The organism is Intrasporangium sp., assembly GCF_051961875.1.
GTDB lineage: Bacteria > Actinomycetota > Actinomycetes > Actinomycetales > Dermatophilaceae > Intrasporangium_A.
In genome coordinates, this window is record NZ_JBQCCV010000177.1 from 1 (window position 1) to 18328 (window position 18328).

Annotated in this window: 20 protein-coding genes; 8 read left to right on the plus strand and 12 right to left on the minus strand. The window is 70.2% G+C overall.

Annotated elements, in window-relative coordinates; translation table 11 throughout:
* Nucleotides 1-16: 16 nt before the first annotated feature.
* From ACTHJJ_RS10390 to ACTHJJ_RS10400, 3 genes are all read right to left on the minus strand, one after another.
* A complete protein-coding gene (locus ACTHJJ_RS10390) occupies nt 17-889 on the minus strand; it encodes an SGNH/GDSL hydrolase family protein (protein ID WP_440302867.1) in 873 nt (290 codons plus the stop codon).
* Complete coding sequence (locus ACTHJJ_RS10395) at nt 889-2004, minus strand: alpha/beta hydrolase (RefSeq protein ID WP_440302868.1); 1116 nt, start codon at nt 2002-2004, stop codon at nt 889-891. The genes ACTHJJ_RS10390 and ACTHJJ_RS10395 overlap by 1 nt, the downstream gene beginning before the upstream one ends.
* 178 nt (nt 2005-2182) lie before the next feature.
* Nucleotides 2183-2635 carry a hypothetical protein gene (locus tag ACTHJJ_RS10400; protein WP_440302869.1) on the minus strand — a complete coding sequence of 151 codons (453 nt, stop codon included), beginning with the start codon at nt 2633-2635 and terminating at the stop codon, nt 2183-2185.
* A gap of 613 nt (nt 2636-3248) precedes the next feature.
* On the opposite strand from ACTHJJ_RS10400, the gene ACTHJJ_RS10405 reads away from it, so the two are divergent.
* Nucleotides 3249-3659, plus strand: coding sequence for a hypothetical protein (locus ACTHJJ_RS10405; protein WP_440302870.1), 411 nt, complete (start codon nt 3249-3251; stop codon nt 3657-3659).
* Between the two features lie 84 nt (nt 3660-3743).
* On the opposite strand, the gene ACTHJJ_RS10410 is transcribed toward ACTHJJ_RS10405, so the two are convergent.
* Both ACTHJJ_RS10410 and ACTHJJ_RS10415 read right to left on the minus strand, forming a co-directional pair.
* On the minus strand, nt 3744-4931 hold the full coding sequence (locus ACTHJJ_RS10410) for an acyl-CoA dehydrogenase family protein (RefSeq protein WP_440302871.1): 1188 nt from the start codon (nt 4929-4931) through the stop codon (nt 3744-3746).
* Between the two features lie 177 nt (nt 4932-5108).
* A complete protein-coding gene (locus tag ACTHJJ_RS10415) occupies nt 5109-6725 on the minus strand; it encodes an HAD family acid phosphatase (RefSeq protein ID WP_440302872.1) in 1617 nt (538 codons plus the stop codon).
* Between the two features lie 181 nt (nt 6726-6906).
* Between ACTHJJ_RS10415 and ACTHJJ_RS10420 the strand changes: the two genes are divergently transcribed.
* Nucleotides 6907-7305, plus strand: a complete 399-nt coding sequence (locus ACTHJJ_RS10420) for a hypothetical protein (protein WP_440302873.1) — start codon at nt 6907-6909, stop codon at nt 7303-7305.
* A 155-nt stretch (nt 7306-7460) separates the two neighbouring features.
* Here ACTHJJ_RS10420 and ACTHJJ_RS10425 read toward each other — a convergent pair whose 3' ends face one another.
* From ACTHJJ_RS10425 to ACTHJJ_RS10455, 7 genes are all read right to left on the minus strand, one after another.
* Nucleotides 7461-8279, minus strand: coding sequence for a uracil-DNA glycosylase (locus ACTHJJ_RS10425; RefSeq protein WP_440302874.1), 819 nt, complete (start codon nt 8277-8279; stop codon nt 7461-7463).
* Between the two features lie 89 nt (nt 8280-8368).
* Entirely contained in the window at nt 8369-9175 is an 807-nt protein-coding gene (locus ACTHJJ_RS10430) for a zf-HC2 domain-containing protein (protein ID WP_440302875.1), read from the minus strand.
* Complete coding sequence (locus ACTHJJ_RS10435) at nt 9172-9684, minus strand: sigma-70 family RNA polymerase sigma factor (RefSeq protein WP_440302876.1); 513 nt, start codon at nt 9682-9684, stop codon at nt 9172-9174. The genes ACTHJJ_RS10430 and ACTHJJ_RS10435 overlap by 4 nt, the downstream gene beginning before the upstream one ends.
* A gap of 188 nt (nt 9685-9872) precedes the next feature.
* Nucleotides 9873-10358 carry a DUF1992 domain-containing protein gene (locus tag ACTHJJ_RS10440; RefSeq protein WP_440302877.1) on the minus strand — a complete coding sequence of 162 codons (486 nt, stop codon included), beginning with the start codon at nt 10356-10358 and terminating at the stop codon, nt 9873-9875.
* A gap of 265 nt (nt 10359-10623) precedes the next feature.
* On the minus strand, nt 10624-10944 hold the full coding sequence (locus ACTHJJ_RS10445) for an inositol monophosphatase family protein (RefSeq protein ID WP_440302878.1): 321 nt from the start codon (nt 10942-10944) through the stop codon (nt 10624-10626).
* A gap of 81 nt (nt 10945-11025) precedes the next feature.
* Nucleotides 11026-11394 (minus strand): inositol monophosphatase family protein, encoded by a 369-nt coding sequence (locus ACTHJJ_RS10450; protein WP_440302879.1) that lies wholly within the window; start codon nt 11392-11394, stop codon nt 11026-11028.
* 53 nt (nt 11395-11447) lie between these two features.
* Nucleotides 11448-13076: a hypothetical protein gene (locus ACTHJJ_RS10455; protein ID WP_440302880.1), complete on the minus strand. Its 1629-nt coding sequence runs from the start codon at nt 13074-13076 to the stop codon at nt 11448-11450.
* A 261-nt stretch (nt 13077-13337) separates the two neighbouring features.
* Between ACTHJJ_RS10455 and ACTHJJ_RS10460 the strand changes: the two genes are divergently transcribed.
* The 6 genes from ACTHJJ_RS10460 to ACTHJJ_RS10485 form a co-directional block, all read left to right on the plus strand.
* A complete protein-coding gene (locus ACTHJJ_RS10460) occupies nt 13338-13973 on the plus strand; it encodes a hemerythrin domain-containing protein (RefSeq protein ID WP_440302881.1) in 636 nt (211 codons plus the stop codon).
* A 331-nt stretch (nt 13974-14304) separates the two neighbouring features.
* Nucleotides 14305-14919 carry a hypothetical protein gene (locus tag ACTHJJ_RS10465; protein WP_440302882.1) on the plus strand — a complete coding sequence of 205 codons (615 nt, stop codon included), beginning with the start codon at nt 14305-14307 and terminating at the stop codon, nt 14917-14919.
* Nucleotides 14920-14964: 45 nt separating this feature from the next.
* Nucleotides 14965-16023 carry an NYN domain-containing protein gene (locus ACTHJJ_RS10470; RefSeq protein WP_440302883.1) on the plus strand — a complete coding sequence of 353 codons (1059 nt, stop codon included), beginning with the start codon at nt 14965-14967 and terminating at the stop codon, nt 16021-16023.
* Nucleotides 16020-16418 carry an NINE protein gene (locus ACTHJJ_RS10475; RefSeq protein ID WP_440302884.1) on the plus strand — a complete coding sequence of 133 codons (399 nt, stop codon included), beginning with the start codon at nt 16020-16022 and terminating at the stop codon, nt 16416-16418. Before ACTHJJ_RS10470 ends, ACTHJJ_RS10475 begins: the two co-directional genes overlap by 4 nt.
* Nucleotides 16419-16601: 183 nt before the next feature.
* Nucleotides 16602-17687: a hydrogenase expression protein HypE gene (locus tag ACTHJJ_RS10480; RefSeq protein WP_440302885.1), complete on the plus strand. Its 1086-nt coding sequence runs from the start codon at nt 16602-16604 to the stop codon at nt 17685-17687.
* A gap of 5 nt (nt 17688-17692) precedes the next feature.
* The coding region (locus tag ACTHJJ_RS10485; protein ID WP_440302886.1) for a nickel-dependent hydrogenase large subunit at nt 17693-18328 on the plus strand (636 nt) is incomplete at its 3' end.

Below are 18328 nucleotides of genomic sequence, written 5' to 3' on the forward strand. Positions count from 1 at the left end.
TCCTTGGCGCGCGGACTCAGCGCTTCGGTGTGGCGCCCATCAGCGCTTGGACGATCACGCCGACACCGGCCGCGTTGGGGTGGTCTCCATCCGAGGCCAGCACGCCGGTCGGGTCACCCGCCTCAATCGGCTTGTAGAGGTCGACGCACGTCGCCCCGTCCCCAGTGGCGGTGGAGCAGATGCCACTGTTGGCCGCCAAGGTGATGTCCTGGCTCCAGTCGAGCTGCTCCTGCCCTCCGGCGGCACGGGCGACGGCGCCGTCGGTGAAGACGTTCCAGTAGTTCGTCACAAGGATCGTCGCCGGCGGACCCGAGCGCAGCGACTTGATGAGCGTCAGAATCTGGTTGAGCCGGGCACTCATGGCGTCGACGGCCGGGTCGTAGCACGTGTCGTCGCAGCTCGAGGCCTGCCACTGCTGCCATTGCGGCGCAAGGTCGTTCGCACCGATGGTCACGAGCACGATGTCGGCGTTCTGAACGGCGTTGCGGAAAGTGGCGTCGTTCTGCAGATGGTCGAACAGGTCGACCGTCGTGTCCCCGGGCACGCCCAGGTTGGTGCCGGTCACCTTGATGCCGTCGCGTTGCGCCAGTGCCTGCGCGTACTGCGCGACGATGCCCGAGCAGTTGCAGTTCGTCCCCGACATGACGGAGTCGCCGAGACCGACCACGCTGACCGGAGCGACCGGGCTCGTGGTCGTTGTCCCACTACTCGTGGACGCCGTCGGGCTCGTAGCGCTTGTGGGCGGCGCCGAGCTCGTGGTTCCCGCGGACGGGTCCGGGCCCATCGGAGCACCGTTGGTGGACGACGTGCTGAGCCAGACGAGGGCTACAGCGCATGGAATGAGCAGGATGGGCAGGAGGATCCGTGCCCATCGAGGCCAGTAGTGCATCACATCGCCCCCGCGTACGTGAGCCAGTTGAAGATCTGCGGAAGGTGGGCCTGGTAGTTGCGGTAGTTGTGGCCGCCCGACGTGAAGATCAGCGAAGACACGAGCGGATCGCCCTTCGTCGCGGCGAGCATCGCCCGGGTCGACCGCCACGAGGAGGCGTCCTGCGTGCCGGTCACCATGAGCAGGTGGCGGGAGTGGATGCGGCCGTGCTCATAGAGCCAGAGGGGCGAGTTCTCCTCGCGGACCAAGGTGCTCGAACGGAAGAGGTCGCCCGTCGCGTGGTCGCTCACCGGAGTGAAGTAGCCGCCGAGGCTCACCGCGGCGCCGTAAAGAGAGGGGTGCTCGAGGACGAGCTTGGCGGCGCAGAAGCCACCGGTGCTGAAGCCCATGACACTCCAGTGCGGGCCGGGCGGGGCGACCCGGTAGTGCCCCCTGACAGCCTGCGTCACGTCGTGGCTCAGCCAGCTCTCCGCCTGCGGGCCGCGGGGGACGTTCGTGCACTCCGTGTCCCGGGGCGGGCGGATCATGAGCGGGGGGAACACGGCCACGAAGGGCAGGACCTGGTGCGCCGCGATCGCCCGAGTCGCGGCCTGGGCGAACTCGAAGCGCTCGAAGGTGACCGTGGGCGAGCTCGGCTGCCCGGGCAGGAACATGAGGACCGGGAAGCGCCACATCCGGTAGTGCGGGTTGGTGTACTGCGGTGGTGTCCAGACCAGCGTGTCCTCCGTCGTGTGCGTGTCCGCCTCCTTGACGGCAAGCATGTGTATGGCGCCGACCCCACTCCCGATGGAAGGCACGGTCGCGATCTGGGCTGAGCCCGAACCGCGCCCGAAGAGGTCGGCCCAGCTCGTGTAGAAGCCGTACTGGTCGTTGACCCAGAGGCCCAGGGACATGAGGGCGAGCGCCTGGCTGAGAACGATCAGGCCCAGGTGCCCGGCCACCGTGCCCAGGGCCCGCACCTCTGAGCCACTGGGGCGGAGCAGGGCTCGGGGGTCGAGCCCGAAGGCTGGTCGAACGCGCCGCCGGCGGGCCCAGAGCACGACGATGACGATCGGGACGACGACAGCCAGCACTGCCGTGAGCACGAACAGGGCTGGACTCGTCAGGTCGAACATGGGCCTCCCCTCTTGGGACGGCAGCACCGTATGCGGCGCTCCTGAACGTTCGCAGGACACCGGCTGGGCCGGGCTTATCACCGCCGATGCGCTCCGACGACCGCCAGGTCGGTCGGAGCGGCCTCTCCGGATCACTCGGAGCGGCCGCTCAAGTGAGTGGAAGCGGGCGATCGCCAGGTCAGTCGGACCCGCCGAGGTCCACCTGGAACGCCTCGTAGATGAGCCGTCCGCCGAGCTCGCGGTGCCGCACCAGCCGGCCCATCAGGTCACCGAGCTCCTCGCGAAACACCGGCAGGTCCGCGACGGTGCCGCCGTGCTCCAGCACGGCCAGGTAGCCAGCGATGGCACGGCGATACTCCACGTGCTCCCCGGTCAGGCGCGTGACGGCCGAGGAGAGTCGGGGGTTGCCCAGCCGGAGGTTGTCATAGAGCCCGCCAGGCGCCTCGGTCAGCTCGATGTGGTCGTCGAAGTCGTGCGACAGCTCGGCCAGCGCCGCTCGGACCCGCTCGCGCCAGGCTCCGCCCCGCGCGACAGGAGCCCCGAGGGCGTCCCCGACCGCGGCGACGGAGTCACGCAGCTCGGCGCGGTGGGCCCTGACCTTCTCCAGGTACGCCGTGAATGTCGCATCCATCCAGCCTCCAGTGCTTCCTTCCATGCTGAAGGAGCCCCGAGAAGACGGCAAGACGGTGGACGCAGCCCGAAAAGGGCGCACCACGGCACCAGGTGCTTATGGGCCCGTCGACGTGCGCATCGACGACGGCCCGCCCGACGGAGGGAGCGTAACCGTCGGGGCGGGCCGGGCGACCGGTCGCGGGACGCGGCTGTACGGGGAACCATCGTCCGCGGGATGGGTGACCAGCCACACCCCGGTGAGGACGACGAACACGACGAAGACCAAGCCGGCCCGACCACCGCGCCAACCTCGCGTCATGGGGCCCTCCCGGCTCCGCCGTCACCTCGTTGTCAAGTGTCCTGCTTCCGTGCCTTCGACGTTAGGTCGCGAGTCTGGGAACGCTGGGGGCGCCCCCTCTGGATCACCTGTGAAAGTCGGGATCACCACCATCCGGACCTAGGGCGGGTCTTCAGCAGATCGGTAACCCCGGGGTTCCCGATCTGCTGAGGATCCGCCGCACCTCCCGCCGCCGGTCACGTGTCGCGGGGCACCGCGCGGGGTAGGTGCGGTCAGATCACGGGCTTTGCGTCTGGCCGACCGGCCCCACACGGACCACCGGAAGGAGCTCTCCATGAGACTGCGCACGATCCCGATTCGACTGGCCACGGGTGCCTACATCTTTCACAGCGGCTGGAGCAAGCGGGAGGCCGATGAGGGGACGGCGGCCGCCTTGCACGGGATGGCCACCGGTGCCTATCCCCAGTTCAAGAGCATGTCGCCGAAGGACTTCGTCCGGACCCTCTCGATCGGTGAGATGGCCGTCGGCGCGGCGCTGCTCGCTCCGTTCGTCCCGCGTTCGCTGGCCGGGCTCGCGCTGACCGCCTTCGGCGGATCGCTGGTCGGGATGTACGCGCAGACACCCGCCCTGCGCCAGCCCGGCAGCATCTGGCCCAGTCAGGACGGTGTCCCGATCGCCAAGGACGTGTGGCTCGTGGGCGCCGGCCTCAGTCTGCTCGTCGACGCCCTCACCGACCGAGACTGACCGCTCCCACTCGGCTGAGCGCCAAGGGCGGTATGCCGCTGAGCCCGCTCAGCGGCATACCGTCCGCTTGTCGCCGGCTGGGGCTCAGCCCTCCTGCGGCGGCCACGGCACGACCGGCCCCAGCAGGGCGTTGGCCCACGCGCCGTGCACCGACTCGTCGTCACTGGGGTGGAAGATGCCGGCGAGGACGTCGCGGTAGAGGCGGGAGAGCTCGCTCGAGTTGAAGTAGGACGAGCCGCCCGAGACGCGGATGCACTGCTCCACGACGCGCAGGGCCGTCTCCGTGGCGCGTGACTTCACTGCGGAGAGCTGCGGCATCCAGCGCGTGCCGCGGTCGACGAGGTCGTCGACGTCACGGGCGATGAGCTCGATCTGCGGGTAGATCGCGTCGAGCGCCATCGCGGCGTCGGCGAGACGCCACCGGATGTCGGGGTCGTTGGAGTAGGGCGCGCCCTGGTTCTTCAGGGACGTGCGGCGCTTGACCGTGGCGGTGGCCACGTCGATGGCCCTCTGGGCGATGCCGGTGTAGACCGACGCGAGGAGGATCTCGAAGTTCGCGAAGATCCCGAAGATGAGCGGGTCCATCGTCGGGCCCGGCGGGATGCGGCGCACGACTCGCTCGGCCGGGGCATGGGCGCCGTCGAGGATCGTGGTGCACGACTGGGAGGCCCGCATCCCGATCGTGTCCCAGTCGTCCTTCACGGTGACGCCCGGGTCGTCGCGGCGCACGAAGCCGTAGACCGAGTGGGGCCCGTCGTCGCCGGTTGTGTCGGTGCCGAAGGTCCCGAGCCGGGTCCAGACGGGTGAGAGCGACGTGAAGATCTTGGTGCCGTAGAAGCGGTAGCCCCCGTCGCCGTCGGGCCTCGCGTCGCTCGACGAGCCGAAGAGGACGAGGTCGTTGCCCGCCTCCGAGATCCCGAAGCCGAAGATCTCTCCCTCAGCGGCCTCCTCGAGGACGAAGTCCATCGACGACTCGCCATGCGCGCGAACGGTGTTCGCCACACCCACCCAGACCTGGTGCATGTTGACGGCGAGCGCCGTGGCCGGGGCGGCGCCCGCGAGGCGCATCTGCTCGAGGGTGAGCTGCTGGAGCGTGAGGCCGCCCCCGCCGAACTCGACGGGGACCATGGCGGACAGGTAACCCGCCGCACGCAGGTCCTCAAGGTCCTCGTCGAAGAAGGCGTTCTCCCGGTCGAGCCGGGCGGCGCGGCCGCGGATCCGGTCGAGCACCTCGTCGGAGAGGTATGCCGCTGTGCTGGCTTCCGTCGTCATCGCTCCTCCTGCTCCCGTGCACTTCGCACTCGACTCCGCACTCAACCACACCCGACGACGCACTGGGCAGGCGGCGCTCACCCGGTCAGCGGCATACGTCCTCGCCGAGTGAGCGCTCCGTCCCACCCGTCACCCAGCGGCATACCTCCTCGTCGAGTGAGCGCTCCGTCCCACCCGTCACGGCAGGTAGTACGTCGGGTTCGGCAGCTTGACGACCCTGCCCGTGTAGCCGCCGAGGTGGTCGCTGTACTGGTCCCCGAAGTTGGCGACGATGTGGTACCCGAGGTCCTGCTCGAGGTGCTTGCGCGTCTGCGACTTGTACTCGACCGTCGTGCACTTCGCAGTCGCGCAGTGCACATAGCTGGGCTGTGGCTCGTTGGACAGCCACTTCGTGAAGTAGAGGCTGGACGTGAAGCCCTGGTAGCCCAGGTTCGCGAGGTTCTCCAGCGTCGCGCTCTTCTGCAGGGAGTTGCGGCCCGTGAGCCCGACGATCGTGCAGCCGGCGTCGCCGAGCCGGTTGACGAGGCTCACCATCCCGGGTGTCGCGCTGAACGCCTCGTTCTGCACCCAGACGTCCTGGCGGGCCGGGTCGAAGTTGTAGTGCATGTCGCTGACTTCCATGTCGTAGGTCCACAACGTCGTGTCGTCGGCGTCGAAGACCACGGCAGGGTTCGTGCCTCGTCGGGAGGCCTGCCGGCACTCGTTGAGCAGCGGCTGCATGACCTGCTGCTCAAGCCGGCCCAGCTCGGAGATGTAGGGCGAGAGCTGCTTGTTGGAGAAGCCGTCGCCGGCGTCGCCGTAGTAGGTCGCGAGCGTCTTCTTGACGATGTCGATGTTCGGGATTCCCTCGCCGCCGGCCGTGAGCCCACTCGAGCCGTCGGGCTTCATGGAGAACCGGGTCTGCGGGTGCATCGTCGGGTCGTTCTGCCCGGGCAGGTTCGGGGAGGGCAGGTAGTACGTCGGGTTCGGCAGCTTGACCGCCCGGTCCGCGTAGCCACCCATGAGGTCGGACCACTGGTCGCCGATGTTGAGCACGATGTCGTAGCCGAGGTCCTGCACGAGGTGGCGCCGCGTGCCCGCCTTGTACTCGACCGTCGTGCACTTCGCCGTCGCGCAGGTGATGTAGGCGGGCTGGTCCCCGGCCGCCCACTTGGTGAAGTAGAGGTCGTCCGTGAAGCCCTCGTAGCCAACGTCCTTGAGGTTGAGGACCGTCGCCGCCTTCTGGTCGGCGCTGCGGCCAGTGAGGCCGATGATCGTGTAACCGATGCTGTTCGCCTCGTTGACAAGGTTGACCATGCCGGGCGTCGCCGGGAAGCGCCGCTCCTGGACCCAGACGTTCTGCTCCACCGGGTCGAAGTTGAAGTGCATGTCGGCGACTTCCATGTCGTACGTCCACAACGTGGTGTCGTCGGCGTCGAGCACGATCGCGGGCTTCTTACCCTGCTTGATCGCTTGGTTGTACTTCTTCTTCAGGTCAGTCGACAGGGACGCGGTGATCGCGCCCATCTCCGCGATGTACGGCGAGGAGGCCTTGTTGGCCAGGCCGGTGCCGGGGTCGCCGTAGTAGGTGGCGATGGTCTTCTTCACCGAGTCGATGTTCGGGATTCCCTCACCGCCCTCGGTCGCTCCGCTCGAGCCGTCCGGTTGCATGGTGAACTGGGTCCGCGGCGCCAGCCTCTGGTCGTTGAGGCCGTCGGAGCCGCCCTGGGCCAGGGCCGGAGCCCCGGCGCCGAGAACGAGCGCGGTAGCGGCGCCGAGCGCGACGAGCGCCGATCGGGCTGGTGTATGCCACATGGTGCCCCCTCGTGCAGGTTGGGTGACGACCGGACGACGGTAAACCTCCCCGGCATTGAAAGGGAAGGTTGAGGTTGCTCCCAGTGTGCACACACCTTTCCCGCCACGTCCGCGATTCGCGCCCCTCCACCCCTCGCCCGCATGGGGCCGATGCGCGGCCTCCGCGTGGGAGCATCAGCGCATGCGCTTCACCATCTCCACCTCGCCCGGTGCCCGGCTGCTCTTCGCGTCGCTAGGCATCGGTCGCGACGACGCCCACCTCGATGTCAGCGACTCCACCATTCGGGCGCGGCTGGGGTGGTCCGGGTCGGTCACCATCGACACGGCCGACATCGTGTCGGTCGAGCGAGTGCCGCGCATTCCCTGGTGGCTCGGGATCGGCGTCCACGGCAACCTCTTCGGGCTCCTCAAGGTGTGGGCCTTCAACGGGTCGATGACCCAGGGTGCCGTTCGCCTGCACCTACGCCGCTCGGCCAAGGGCCGCGTCCTCGGCGTCCCGATCCGGGCCATCACGATCTACCTGTCGCTCGACGACCCGGACGGGTTCATCGCCGCCACCCAGCCCTCGTCCGCCATGTGACGGGTGGGGCGGAGCGCTCACTCGAGGGTCGGAGCAGGACCAGGGGCTCACTCGACGAATCGGAGCAGGACCAGGGGCTCACTCGAGGGTCGGAGCAGGACCGAGTCCCACTCGACGAATCGGAGCGGGACCACGCGCTGACCTGACCGGGCGGGTCAGAGGCGGGCGATCACCGCGTCGAGCATCGCCTCGGTCAGCTTGCCGGTGAAGGTGTTCTGCTGGCTCACGTGGTAGCTGCCGAGGAGCCGCACGGCGTGCCCCTCGGGAGTGTGCAGCAACGTCTCCGCGCCGTGTCCGAACCTCGGCTTCGGCCGCGGCACCTGCCATCCGAGCCGGCGGGCGGCGCCGAGCGCGGCGTCCCAGCCGATCGAGCCGAGCGCCAGCATCGAGCGCAGTCCCGGTGCGGCCAGCTCGACGTCCCGGTCGAGCCAGTGCCCGCACGTGCGCTTCTCGTCGGTGGTCGGCTTGTTCGCGGGCGGCGCACACCGGACCGCGGCGACGATCCGCACGTCGCGCAGCTCGAGCCCATCGCCGGAGGCCCACGACAGCGGCTGGGAGGCGTACCCCGCACGGAAGAGAGCGGCATACAACCAGTCCCCGGAGCGGTCCCCCGTGAACATCCGCCCCGTGCGGTTCGTGCCGTTCGCCGCGGGGGCGAGCCCGACGATGAGCACCGACGCGTCCGGGTCGCCGAACGACGGCCCCGGCCGGCCCCAGTACGGCTGGTCGGCGAACGCGGCGCGGCGCCCCTGCGTGGCAACGGACTCGCGCCAGGCGACGAGGCGTGGGCACGAGCGGCAGACGCTGACGCGCGCATCGAGCTCCGGTATGCCGCTCACCTCCTTCGCGAGGCGGCGGACCTCCTGCTCGGTGTGGGCGACCGGCGTGTCTGCGTCGGCGGGGTCAGCGGGCCAGCCCGTGCCGGGCGGCACCGGCGAGGGGAAGAGCTGGCCGGTGATGGGGTGCGGATCCACAGGGCCACCGTAGTGACCTGTCGCCCGCACCCCTCCCCGGATCGAGAGCCCACTCCCCACGATCGAGAGTGCAGTTTCCCGCGGCTTCGTCAGCCGAGGGCCGCGCGCATCACTGTCTGACCGGAGTCGGCGAGCCGGATCTCGATGGCGGCGATCTGGGCGGTCGGCAGCGGGGCGGTGCCGGAGGGGTGCATCACCTCGTCGGGCTGCGCGCGCCACGTCGTGACGAGAGCCGCGTGTCCGTCGCGCCCCACGGCCCAGACGCTGTAGTCGGCCCAGCTCGAGCCGGCCCCACCAGACGCGCTGTACTGGCACTCCACCTTGACCGAGGTGTGGTCACCGACGGGTGCGACGTCGACCACGGCGGTCATGGTGGAGGGAGTGACCGGGGAGAAGGCGAGTCGCGTCGGCCCACTGACGACGCTCGTCGTCGGGTGCTGCGCGTCCGAGAGGGCGTAGCCGCCGAGCCCTGCTCCACCGAGCGCGACGAGCGCCGCAGCGACGGCGAGCCAACGACGGCCCTGCCCCGCGTGCATCCGCCGACCGAGATCCGCCCTGCCGTGGTCCGAGTCCCCCTTGGGCGACCGGATCACCTCGAAGCGGCGGGTTGGCGAGATGGCGGCGGGCTCGGCGATGCTGGGCTCCGCGCTGTCAGGGGAGGCAGTGCTGGGCTCCCGGGTGGCTGACTCCGGGACGTCTGAGTCCGGGATGTCGATGGCGAGGACCTCGGCAGGGCTGACCGTGGACAGCAGGCCCGGCACGCCGGCCAGCTCAGCCACGGCGTCACGGCACCCCTTGCACCCGGCGAGGTGGTCCTCATACTCACTGCGATCGGCGCTCGACAGCGCACCGAGCACATAGGCCGCGTCCCAGTCGGCGTAGCGGTGCGGCGTCATGGCCGGGTCACTCCCTTCTCCTGGAGCACCAGGCGCAGCGCCCGGAGTCCGTAGTGCAGCCGCGACTTCACGGTCCCCTCGGGGATCTGCAGCTCGCTCGCGATGTCGGTGATGCCGCGGCCCTCGTAGTAGGCCGCGGCGATGACCTGACGGTGCTCGAGGGACAGGGACCGCAGCGCGTCGAGCACGATCCACCGGTCGAGCACCTCGGACGACCGGTCCGCCTCGCCGGGTTCGACGCTCGGGTCACCGATCGACTCGTGCCGAGCGGCGGCGCTGCGCCAGCGGTCGACGACCAGACGACGGGCGACGGTGAAGAGCCAGGCCCGCATGCCGGGGCCGCCGTGGTCGAGCAGGTGCGGATCGCGCCAGGCGCGGAGCAGCACCTCCTGCACGACGTCCTCCGCGGCCTGCTGGTCCTGGGTGAGGCGGAGGGCGAAGCGGCGCAGCTCGCCCTGGTGGGCGTCGACCAACTCGGTCAGCGTCGCCTCTCGTCGGGGTCGCTCCACTCGCCCTCCCCTCACTGGTCTGGGACCGGCGCTCATCGCCGTCATGCTGAGCCAACGAGACGGCGGCCTGTCGGGTTCAGGGCCTTCTCCCATTGAACCCATCACCGGTTGTTGTGTCAGGCGGTCATGGAGATCAAGGGCTGCTGCGGTGACCCGGCAGGAAGCCCCTGATCGGTCGACGGGGAGCCTCAGGCGCCCGAGAACAGACGCCGCCACCACGACTGCCGGGCAGGATCGTGCTCGGGCGTCGTGTCGACGGCTGGGGGTGGCACTCGGGACGCCCGCAGCTCGCGCCACTGCTGCACGATGTCGTCGACGTCCAGCGTCTTGGCGAGCAAGGGCGGCAGAGTCCCCACGGCAGGGCGCAACCGGTCCGCGAGGACGCGCTTGTTGTAGTCCTCGATGATCTCGCGGACGTGCTCCTCGCGGCTCACGTCAGCGAGTGACTCCGGGTAACCCGCCGCCTCCTTGCGCAACGCCAGCGCACCGGGGAGCGCGCCGCCGAGGTCGAGGTTCTCGCGCGCGGCATACCGCTTGATCCACCAGTCGGGATCGTTCGTGTCCCGCAGGTCGAGGGGCTTGCCCGCGCCCGGCAGGTCGTCGAAGTCGCCGCGCTCCTGGGCCTCCCTGATGGCCCGCTCGACCGGGCTCTCCCACCGAGGTTGACGGACCATGCATCCACCGTACTTCGCCGGCACAAGCGGGAGCCCGGCCCTCACGGGTCCGGGCTCCAGTGGCGGTTCACGTACCACAACGGGCCAGCCGCCTAAGTCATCTCCCTCAGTGTTGCGGCACGTGGGAGTGATACGAAGACGCCACGCCGAGCGGAAGTTTCCTCGATCCGGTCACGGATTGTGCTCTCGACCGAAGGGATTGCCCTTTCGATCGGAGGAAAAGTGCTGTCGATCGGAGGGATTGTGCTCTCGACCGGAGGCGGCGTCAGGAGGGCAGGGTGGCGCGGACCGTCTCATAGGTGGCCTCGTCCGCCGCCACGACGAGCCCGTGCTTGGTCTGCAACCGTGGCTCGTACGGCACACCCTCGGGGGTCCCGGCCACGCCGCCGGCCTCCCGCAGGATCAGCGTCCCAGGCACGTGGTCCCAAGGCGCCACCGAGCGGTAGACGATGTAGTCGGCCTCGCCCTCGACGAGCTTCGGGTAGTCGATCCCGCACGAGACCCAGGTCAGCCGCAGCGCCGGCAGGCCCCCGAACGACTGCCCGACCCACTTGCGCCGCGACGTCCGCCCATCGAGCGGTGCCACCGCCGCGGAGCGGGTCAGCCGTTGCGGCCCGCACCACGCCCCGGCGCCGCGCTCGGCGACGTAGGCCTGCTCGTGCTGCGGCTACCAGATCCAAGCCCGCACCGCTTGTCCGCCAACGGTTTCGGAGACCATGACGGCGTGGTCCGGAGACCCGTGGACGAAGTTCTTCGTCCCGTCGACCGGGTCCACGGTGAACGCGTGCTCCGCCGCGAGGTAGCGGTCCATGAGCCCCGGGTCGGCCGAGTGGGCCTCCTCGCCGAGCACGACCGCGTCGGGGTAGGCGCCGAGCAGCGCCGCCGTGAGGAGCTTCTCCGCCTCCCGGTCGGCGTCCGTGACGAGGTCTCCCGGGTTCTTCTCGTGGATCTCCGCGTCGGCGAGGGACCTGAACCGCGGGTTGATCGCCTCCTCGGAGACGTCCTTGAGCAGCTGCAGCACGGCGTCGGTGTCCACGCCACCAACCTAGGCGATCGGCCTCACGCTCCCCCGACCAGTCCGTATGCCCCTCACCGCGGCCTGCGTTGGCCCTTCCGGCCGCGGGTGGTTCCCCGCAGCAGGGCGGCCTCGGGCTGGAGGTGAACCGGCAGGTCGAGCCACCAGCGCAAGGTCGTGCGGGCCAGATCGGCTCCGGCAGTGCCCCCACCGGGGCCGCGGGCCGGGACCGCCCGGAGCACGTGGCCGAGGAGGTCTTGCCGGCCCCGCATGCCGAGGGCATAGGCGAGGCCGTGCAGGCGGTTGCGCAGCCCGGCCAAGCCCTCCTCGCCGGACAGGGACGCCACGGACTGGACGAGGTCGAGTGCCGCCGAATGCAGGCGCGCCTCCCGGGTCTCTCGCTCCGGCCCGGCCGGCTCGGCACAGTTGCCGACGGCGGCCCCGACCGCGGCGGCGAGCTCGGGCTCGGTCCGGGATGTGCAGAGCAGCTCGGTCGGGATGGACAGGTCCTCGGGCTGGATGAGCCACGTGAGCACCGAGAGGCACTCGTGGCAGGCGACGCGGTCGCCCGCCCCGTGAGCGCGAGCGAGCTCCGCGGCATACGCGCGGCCGACGAAACGTCCCTGCGGCGAGATCATGAGGATCGCGAGGGCGTTGCTGCGCGACTCCTCGTGGGTCTCCCCGAGGGCGGTGGCGAGCAGCCCGTTCAGCACCTTGTCGCTCGGATCGCTCGTCGCGACGTCGTCCGCCATGGCGCGCCTGACCTGTCTCGACACGCTCGCGTGCCCCTCGCGGTCGAGCGCGCGACCCTCGAGGATGATCGACGCCGCGAATCGCCGCGCGGCAGGGGTGAGGCCGAAGACGAGCCGGTCACGGCCCGGCAGGTCAAGGGCACGGACGATGGTCGCGGCGGCCCGGTGCACCCGGAACGAGCGGGCCGGCTCGCGCAGGTGCCCGAGCGCGAGCCCGGCGACCTCCCGGGCCATCTCGCGGGGGACGCTGCCGGACCGCAAGAGGGTCGTCACCGAGATGAGCGCAGCGCGCAGGGCGTCGTCGTTGACCGGGTCGCGCAGGTGCTTGAGGAGGACGGAGAGGCAGGAGGGGTCGTCGGTGTACTGGACGAGCCCGGCGAAGTCGGCGTACAACTGGGCGCCGGGGTCGCTGAGCGCCTCGTCGGCGAGGCGGGCGACGACGGGTCCGCTCCGCGGGTGCCCGCAGAGGCGCGCCACCGCCTCGTTGCGGAGCGCGAACTCGAGGTGCAGGCTCGTGCTCACCTCGCCCACGCACCGGCGGATGAGGTGCTCCCAGTCCCCCGCCCGGACCAGGGCGCCCGGTGTCCGGCCGATGTTGCCGGAGAGGCGGTCCCAGTCGTGGCCGGTCATCCGATCCGACGAGAGGGCGAGCTCCATCAGGGCGAGGGTCTCCGCCGTGTCGGGCGGCTCGGCCGGGTGGAGCGTCGGGGTGGCCCGGACCCGGCGTTCCTGCCGGGAGAAGTAGTCGATCGCGCAGAGCAGCTGGCCCTCGGGCAGGCCGAGCACGCTCTCGTAGCGCCGGACGAGGTCATGGGTCACCTCGACCGAGCCGCTCTCCCACCGGCCCACCTGGGCGCGGTGGACCGGCGCAGCGCGGCCGGCCCCCTCTGCGAACCCCGCCGCGCTGCGCAGTGCCGGGTCCGTCGCATGGGCCCGGGCGTTGCGGATCACCCAGTGGACATAGCTCGGCAGTGCGTCCCCTTCCTCGCGCCCCCGAGCCCGTCCAGAGAACCGCAGGCGCGCGGGGTCCCGTCCCCGTGTTGCGCGCTGGATGGGAAAGCGCAACGAGGGAACCTTCCCGGGCAATCCACCCGTACGGTTTCGTTTGGGAAAGGCGCCGGGGGGCGACGGAACGGGAACTGGCGGGAGGCCGGCTCCCGTTCCGCATTTCCGGGCCGAGCGCGGCACAGCACCCTCTGAGAGGGTGGTCACGTGGACATCACCGAGATCATCCAGCACCAGCACAACGAGCAGCGGCGGATGTTTGCCGCGCTCGAGGAGTACCCACGCGACGACCTCGAAGGGCTGGCCGCGCTGTGGAAGCGTCTCGAGATCCTGCTCGAGACGCACGCCGAGGGCGAGGAGCTCTACTACTACCCGGAGCTGCTCAAGCTCGGCACCGGCGCCGCCGACGCACCGTCGGCCGACGAAGAGGTCGAGGACGCCGTCAAGGACCACAACGAGATCCGCGACGCCATCCGCAGGGTCGGCGAGTGCGAGACCGGGTCGGACGAGTGGTGGCAGGCCGTCGAGGACGCCAACGTCCACAACAGCGACCACATGGCCGAGGAGGAGCGCCAGGACCTCGCGGACTTCCGGCAGCAAGCGAGCCTGGAGCTGCGCCACCAGATCGCCATCGCCTTCCTGCGCTACGAGTCGATCAAGGCAGCGACTGGCATCCCTCCCAAGGACAAGGACCCCAAGGCCTACGTCCGGCAGGAGCAGCAGGGCGGCCCGTCCGACCTGGCGGAGAAGGCCGCGGCCGAGGCCGAGACGGCGACCGAGGCAGACCGGCCGATCACCGATGCCCCGTCTAAGAAGGCCTCCGAGGAGGCCGGCGAAGGCTGAGCCTCTCGCCTCTCCACCCCGGCGCCAGGGAGCGGATGACGACGCTCCTTCGAAAGGACTACGGAAGCAGCGGCCACATGGGGCTGCACCTTACGAAGTTCCTTTAAAATCAACGATTTTCCGCCAATCCCCAAACGTGTCAAAGCACTGACTCCGGGGCGTCCGAGCATGCACAATTGAACCAGGGGGCGGCGCCGCGATCCCCTCCCCCGCGACGCCGCTCCCGCCCCTGCCTGGCCCGTCAGGACAGGGTGACCACCACGTCCCGACGCAGGTGGCGCGACCTGCCGGATCAGCCACCCGCGTGGACGTTCGGCGATACCTTTCCCGTATGCCGCTCAGCCCGTCCGCCGACACCCGCCGGCTCGGGCGGCCCCCGTTGGGGCGGCGCGTGCGGACCTTCCTGCTGTCCTGCCTCGTCATCGTCGACGTCGTGTATGCGGCCACCGCGATCGACGCCCGCGCCGCCGCGGCCGCCGGGCTCACGGTGCCCCACACCGGCACGACGCTGAGCAACTACGCCGGCGCAGCCTCGGTGGTGGGCATCGCCCTCGCCGTCGCCGTCACGTGGCGGCACCGTCACCCGGTCCTCCTCGGGGCGGCCGGAGCCGTCGGCAGCGTCGCGTTCCAGCTCGGTCCCACCGCCGCGCTCATCGGGCTCATGTCCGTCGTCGTGTGGCGACCGCCTCGGCTGTGGTGGATGGTGGGCCTACCTGTCGCCGCGGTGACCGTCTGGCGGGTCTGGGTCGACGTCATGCTGACGCCCAAGCCGGACTCCTTCTGGCGGACCATCCTTGAGCCGGCGACCGGATCGGCCCAGTGGTACGTCGCGGCCCTCCTTTCCCTCGTGCTGCTCGGGGGCTTCGGGGGGATGGGCCTCTGGCTGCGGACACGGTCCGAGCGCGCCATGGCACCCCCCGCCGGGACGGCCTGGCGCACCGGCTGACTCAGACGAGGAGCAGGCGGCCCGGTGCTGTGAAAAGGTGGCCGTATGCGGTCCTATTGCGCGGTGTACGTCGATGCCGGATACCTGCTCGCCTCGGCCGCGACCCGCGTCACGGGGACGTCGCTGCGCAACGGCGTCACCATCCAGTACCGGGACCTCATCGAGGCCCTCATCTGCCAGGTGGAGCAGGAGAGCGGGCTGCCGCTGCTGCGCGTGAACTGGTACGACGCGGCCGGTGGGCCCGGCGGAGCGCCGGACCCGTGGCAGGACCAGATCGGCATGCTCCCCCGGCTCAAGCTGCGGCTCGGCCGGATGTCGCCCGGAGGTGAGCAGAAGGGAGTCGACCTGCGGATCGGCCTCGACATCGCCACGCACGGGCGCAACCGCATCGCCGACGTCATCTACCTGCTCTCTGGGGACGACGACCTGACCGAGGCGGTCGAGGAGGCCCAGGGGCACGGCGTGCAGGTCATGCTCCTCGCCGCCCCGGACCGGCACGGTCGTCCGCACGCCGTCTCGCGCAACCTGCAGCGCGAGGCCGACGGCACGACGCTGCTCGACCCGGTCATCATCGACAAGTACGTCAAGCCACGACCCAAGCCGGTTCCGGAGGTCGTGGAGGCGCCGGCAGCGGTCGTGGAGGAGCGGCCCGCCGTCCCGACCCCCGCGGCCCTGGCCGGCACCCGGCCGTGGAGCACGCCCATCCCGGCGATCCGCACCGGCGACCAGGCGGCGGCCCTGCACGGCCACACGCCGCACACCGCGCCGCGGATCGTCTACTCGAGCATGACGGGCCGGGCCTCGGTCGGTGACTCGAGCCTGCCGCCGGAGGTCGAGAGGCTCGTCGACGAGGTGGTCCACGGCGTCGTCGACACCTGGAAGAGCACCGTGACCGACGCTGAGCTGAAGGCTGTACGCTCCGAGCGTCCTTACATCCCAAGGGACCTCGACCGGACGATGCTGCTCGACATGTCTGCTCGCCTCGGCATGTACGACGTCGACGAGCACACCAGGCTGGCACTGCGCGAGCACTTCTGGGAGGTGCTCGGCTCCTCGCCGGCCGACGACTCGCCGGCCGCGCAGCAGACCAAGGAGACGTCATGACCACCCCCTACCGCCCGGAGAGCCCGGACAACCCGCCCGCCGGGTGGTACCCCGACCCCTACGGGCAGCCGATGACCCGCTACTGGGACGGCAACATGTGGACCGACCACACCGGGCCCGTCGCCGCGCCGACCCTGAGCCAGGCGATGGCCACCCAGACCCTCGTCGACCCGTACGGCAACCCCGTCAGCACCAAGTCGCGCCTCGCCACGGCCCTGCTGTGCCTCTTCCTCGGCGTGCTGGGCGTGCACCGCTTCTATGTCGGCAAGATCGGCACCGGCGTGATCCAGCTGCTCACCGGCGGCGGGCTCGGCATCTGGTACCTGGTCGACCTCGTCCTCATCATCATCGGCCGGTTCCGCGACCGGGACACCCGCCTCCTCATCAACTGGTGAGGTAGTCGGGGAGTCCCGGACTCCCGGGCAACTGGACACATTCGTGTCCCGAATTGCCTTTGCGGGCGCGCCTATTCTCGAAAGACCGATGGCGATCCCGTGGTCCGGCCGCCTGTCACGAGCTTCGTCGGCCTGAGCACCGCGAGCACCGTCTCCGTTGATGTACCGAGGAGGCTGGGGCGTATGACGGCGACGACGCAGGAGACGGACGCGACCAGTCAGCAGGCGGCCCCGATCCACATCCTCTGGATGAACGGCGGCCTCAGCTGCGACGGCGACTCGGTCGCCCTGACGAGCGCGACGAACCCGACGATCGAGGAGATCGTCCTCGGGGCCCTGCCGGGCCTGCCACCGATCCAGGTGCACTGGCCGCTCATCGACTTCGAGTGCGGGCCGGAGCAGGGCGCCGACACCTTCATCGACTGGTGGTACAGGGCCGACGCCGGCGAGCTCGAGCCCTTCGTCCTCGTCGTGGAGGGGTCGATCCCGAACGAGAAGATCAAGGCGGAGGGCTACTGGGCGGGGTTCGGCAACGACGTCACGACCGGGCAGCCCATGCCGACCGCCGAGTGGCTCGACCGGCTCTCGAGCAAGGCGACCGCGATCATCGCCGCCGGCACCTGCGCGACGTACGGCGGCATCCACGCGATGGCCGGCAACCCGACCGGCGCGATGGGGGTGCCGGACTACCTCGGCTGGTCCTGGAAGTCCAGGGCCGGCCTGCCGATCGTCTGCGTCCCCGGCTGCCCGATCCAGCCGGACAACTTCAGCGAGACCCTGGTCTACCTGCTCTACCAGCTGACCGGGCAGGCACCGATGATCCCGCTCGACGACAAGCTCCGGCCCCAGTGGCTCTTCGGCGCCACCGTGCACGAGGGCTGCGACCGCGGCGGCTACTACGAGCAGGGCCAGTTCGCGACGGGCTACGGGTCGCCCGAGTGCCTCGTCAAGCTCGGCTGCTGGGGCCCGGTCGTGCACTGCAACGTGCCCAAGCGCGGCTGGATCAACGGCATCGGCGGCTGCCCGAACGTCGGCGGCATCTGCATCGCCTGCACGATGCCGGGCTTCCCCGACAAGTTCATGCCCTTCATGGACGAGCCACCCGGCTCCCGCGTCTCGGCGGCGGGCAGCCAGGCCTACGGCTCGGTCATCCGGCGCCTGCGCGGCATCACCGTGCACACGGTCGACCAGGAGCCCAAGTGGCGCCACACCGGTCCCACCCTGACGACCGGCTACACCCCCAACTGGTCCACGAACACCAGGAGCTAGCCGCCATGACGACGACCACCAAGCCCGTCGACGCCCAAGTCGAGTCCCAGGAGACCGACCTCGTCGAGATGACCTGGGACCCGATCACCCGCATCGTCGGGAGCCTCGGCATCTACGCCACGATCGACTTCAAGGCCAAGCAGGTGCGGGAGTGCCACAGCACCTCGTCGATCTTCCGCGGCTACAGCATCTTCATGAAGGGCAAGGACCCCCGCGACGCCCACTTCATCACGAGCCGGATCTGCGGCATCTGCGGTGACAACCACGCGACCTGCTCGGTCTACACCCAGAACATGGCCTACGGCATCGCGCCGCCCCACCTCGGCGAGTGGATCATCAACTGCGGCGAGGCCGCGGAGTACATGTTCGACCACAACATCTTCCAGGAGAACCTGGTCGGCGTCGACTACTGCGAGCGGATGGTCAAGGAGACCAACCCGGCGGTCCTCGAGCGGGCCAACCAGACCGAGGCGCCGCACGCGGCCGAGCACGGCTACCGCACCATCGGCGACATCATGCGCTCGCTCAACCCGCTCGAGGGCGAGTTCTACCGGGAGGCGCTGCAGGTCAGCCGGATGACCCGGGAGATGTTCTGCCTCATGGAGGGCCGGCACGTCCACCCGTCGACGCTCTACCCGGGC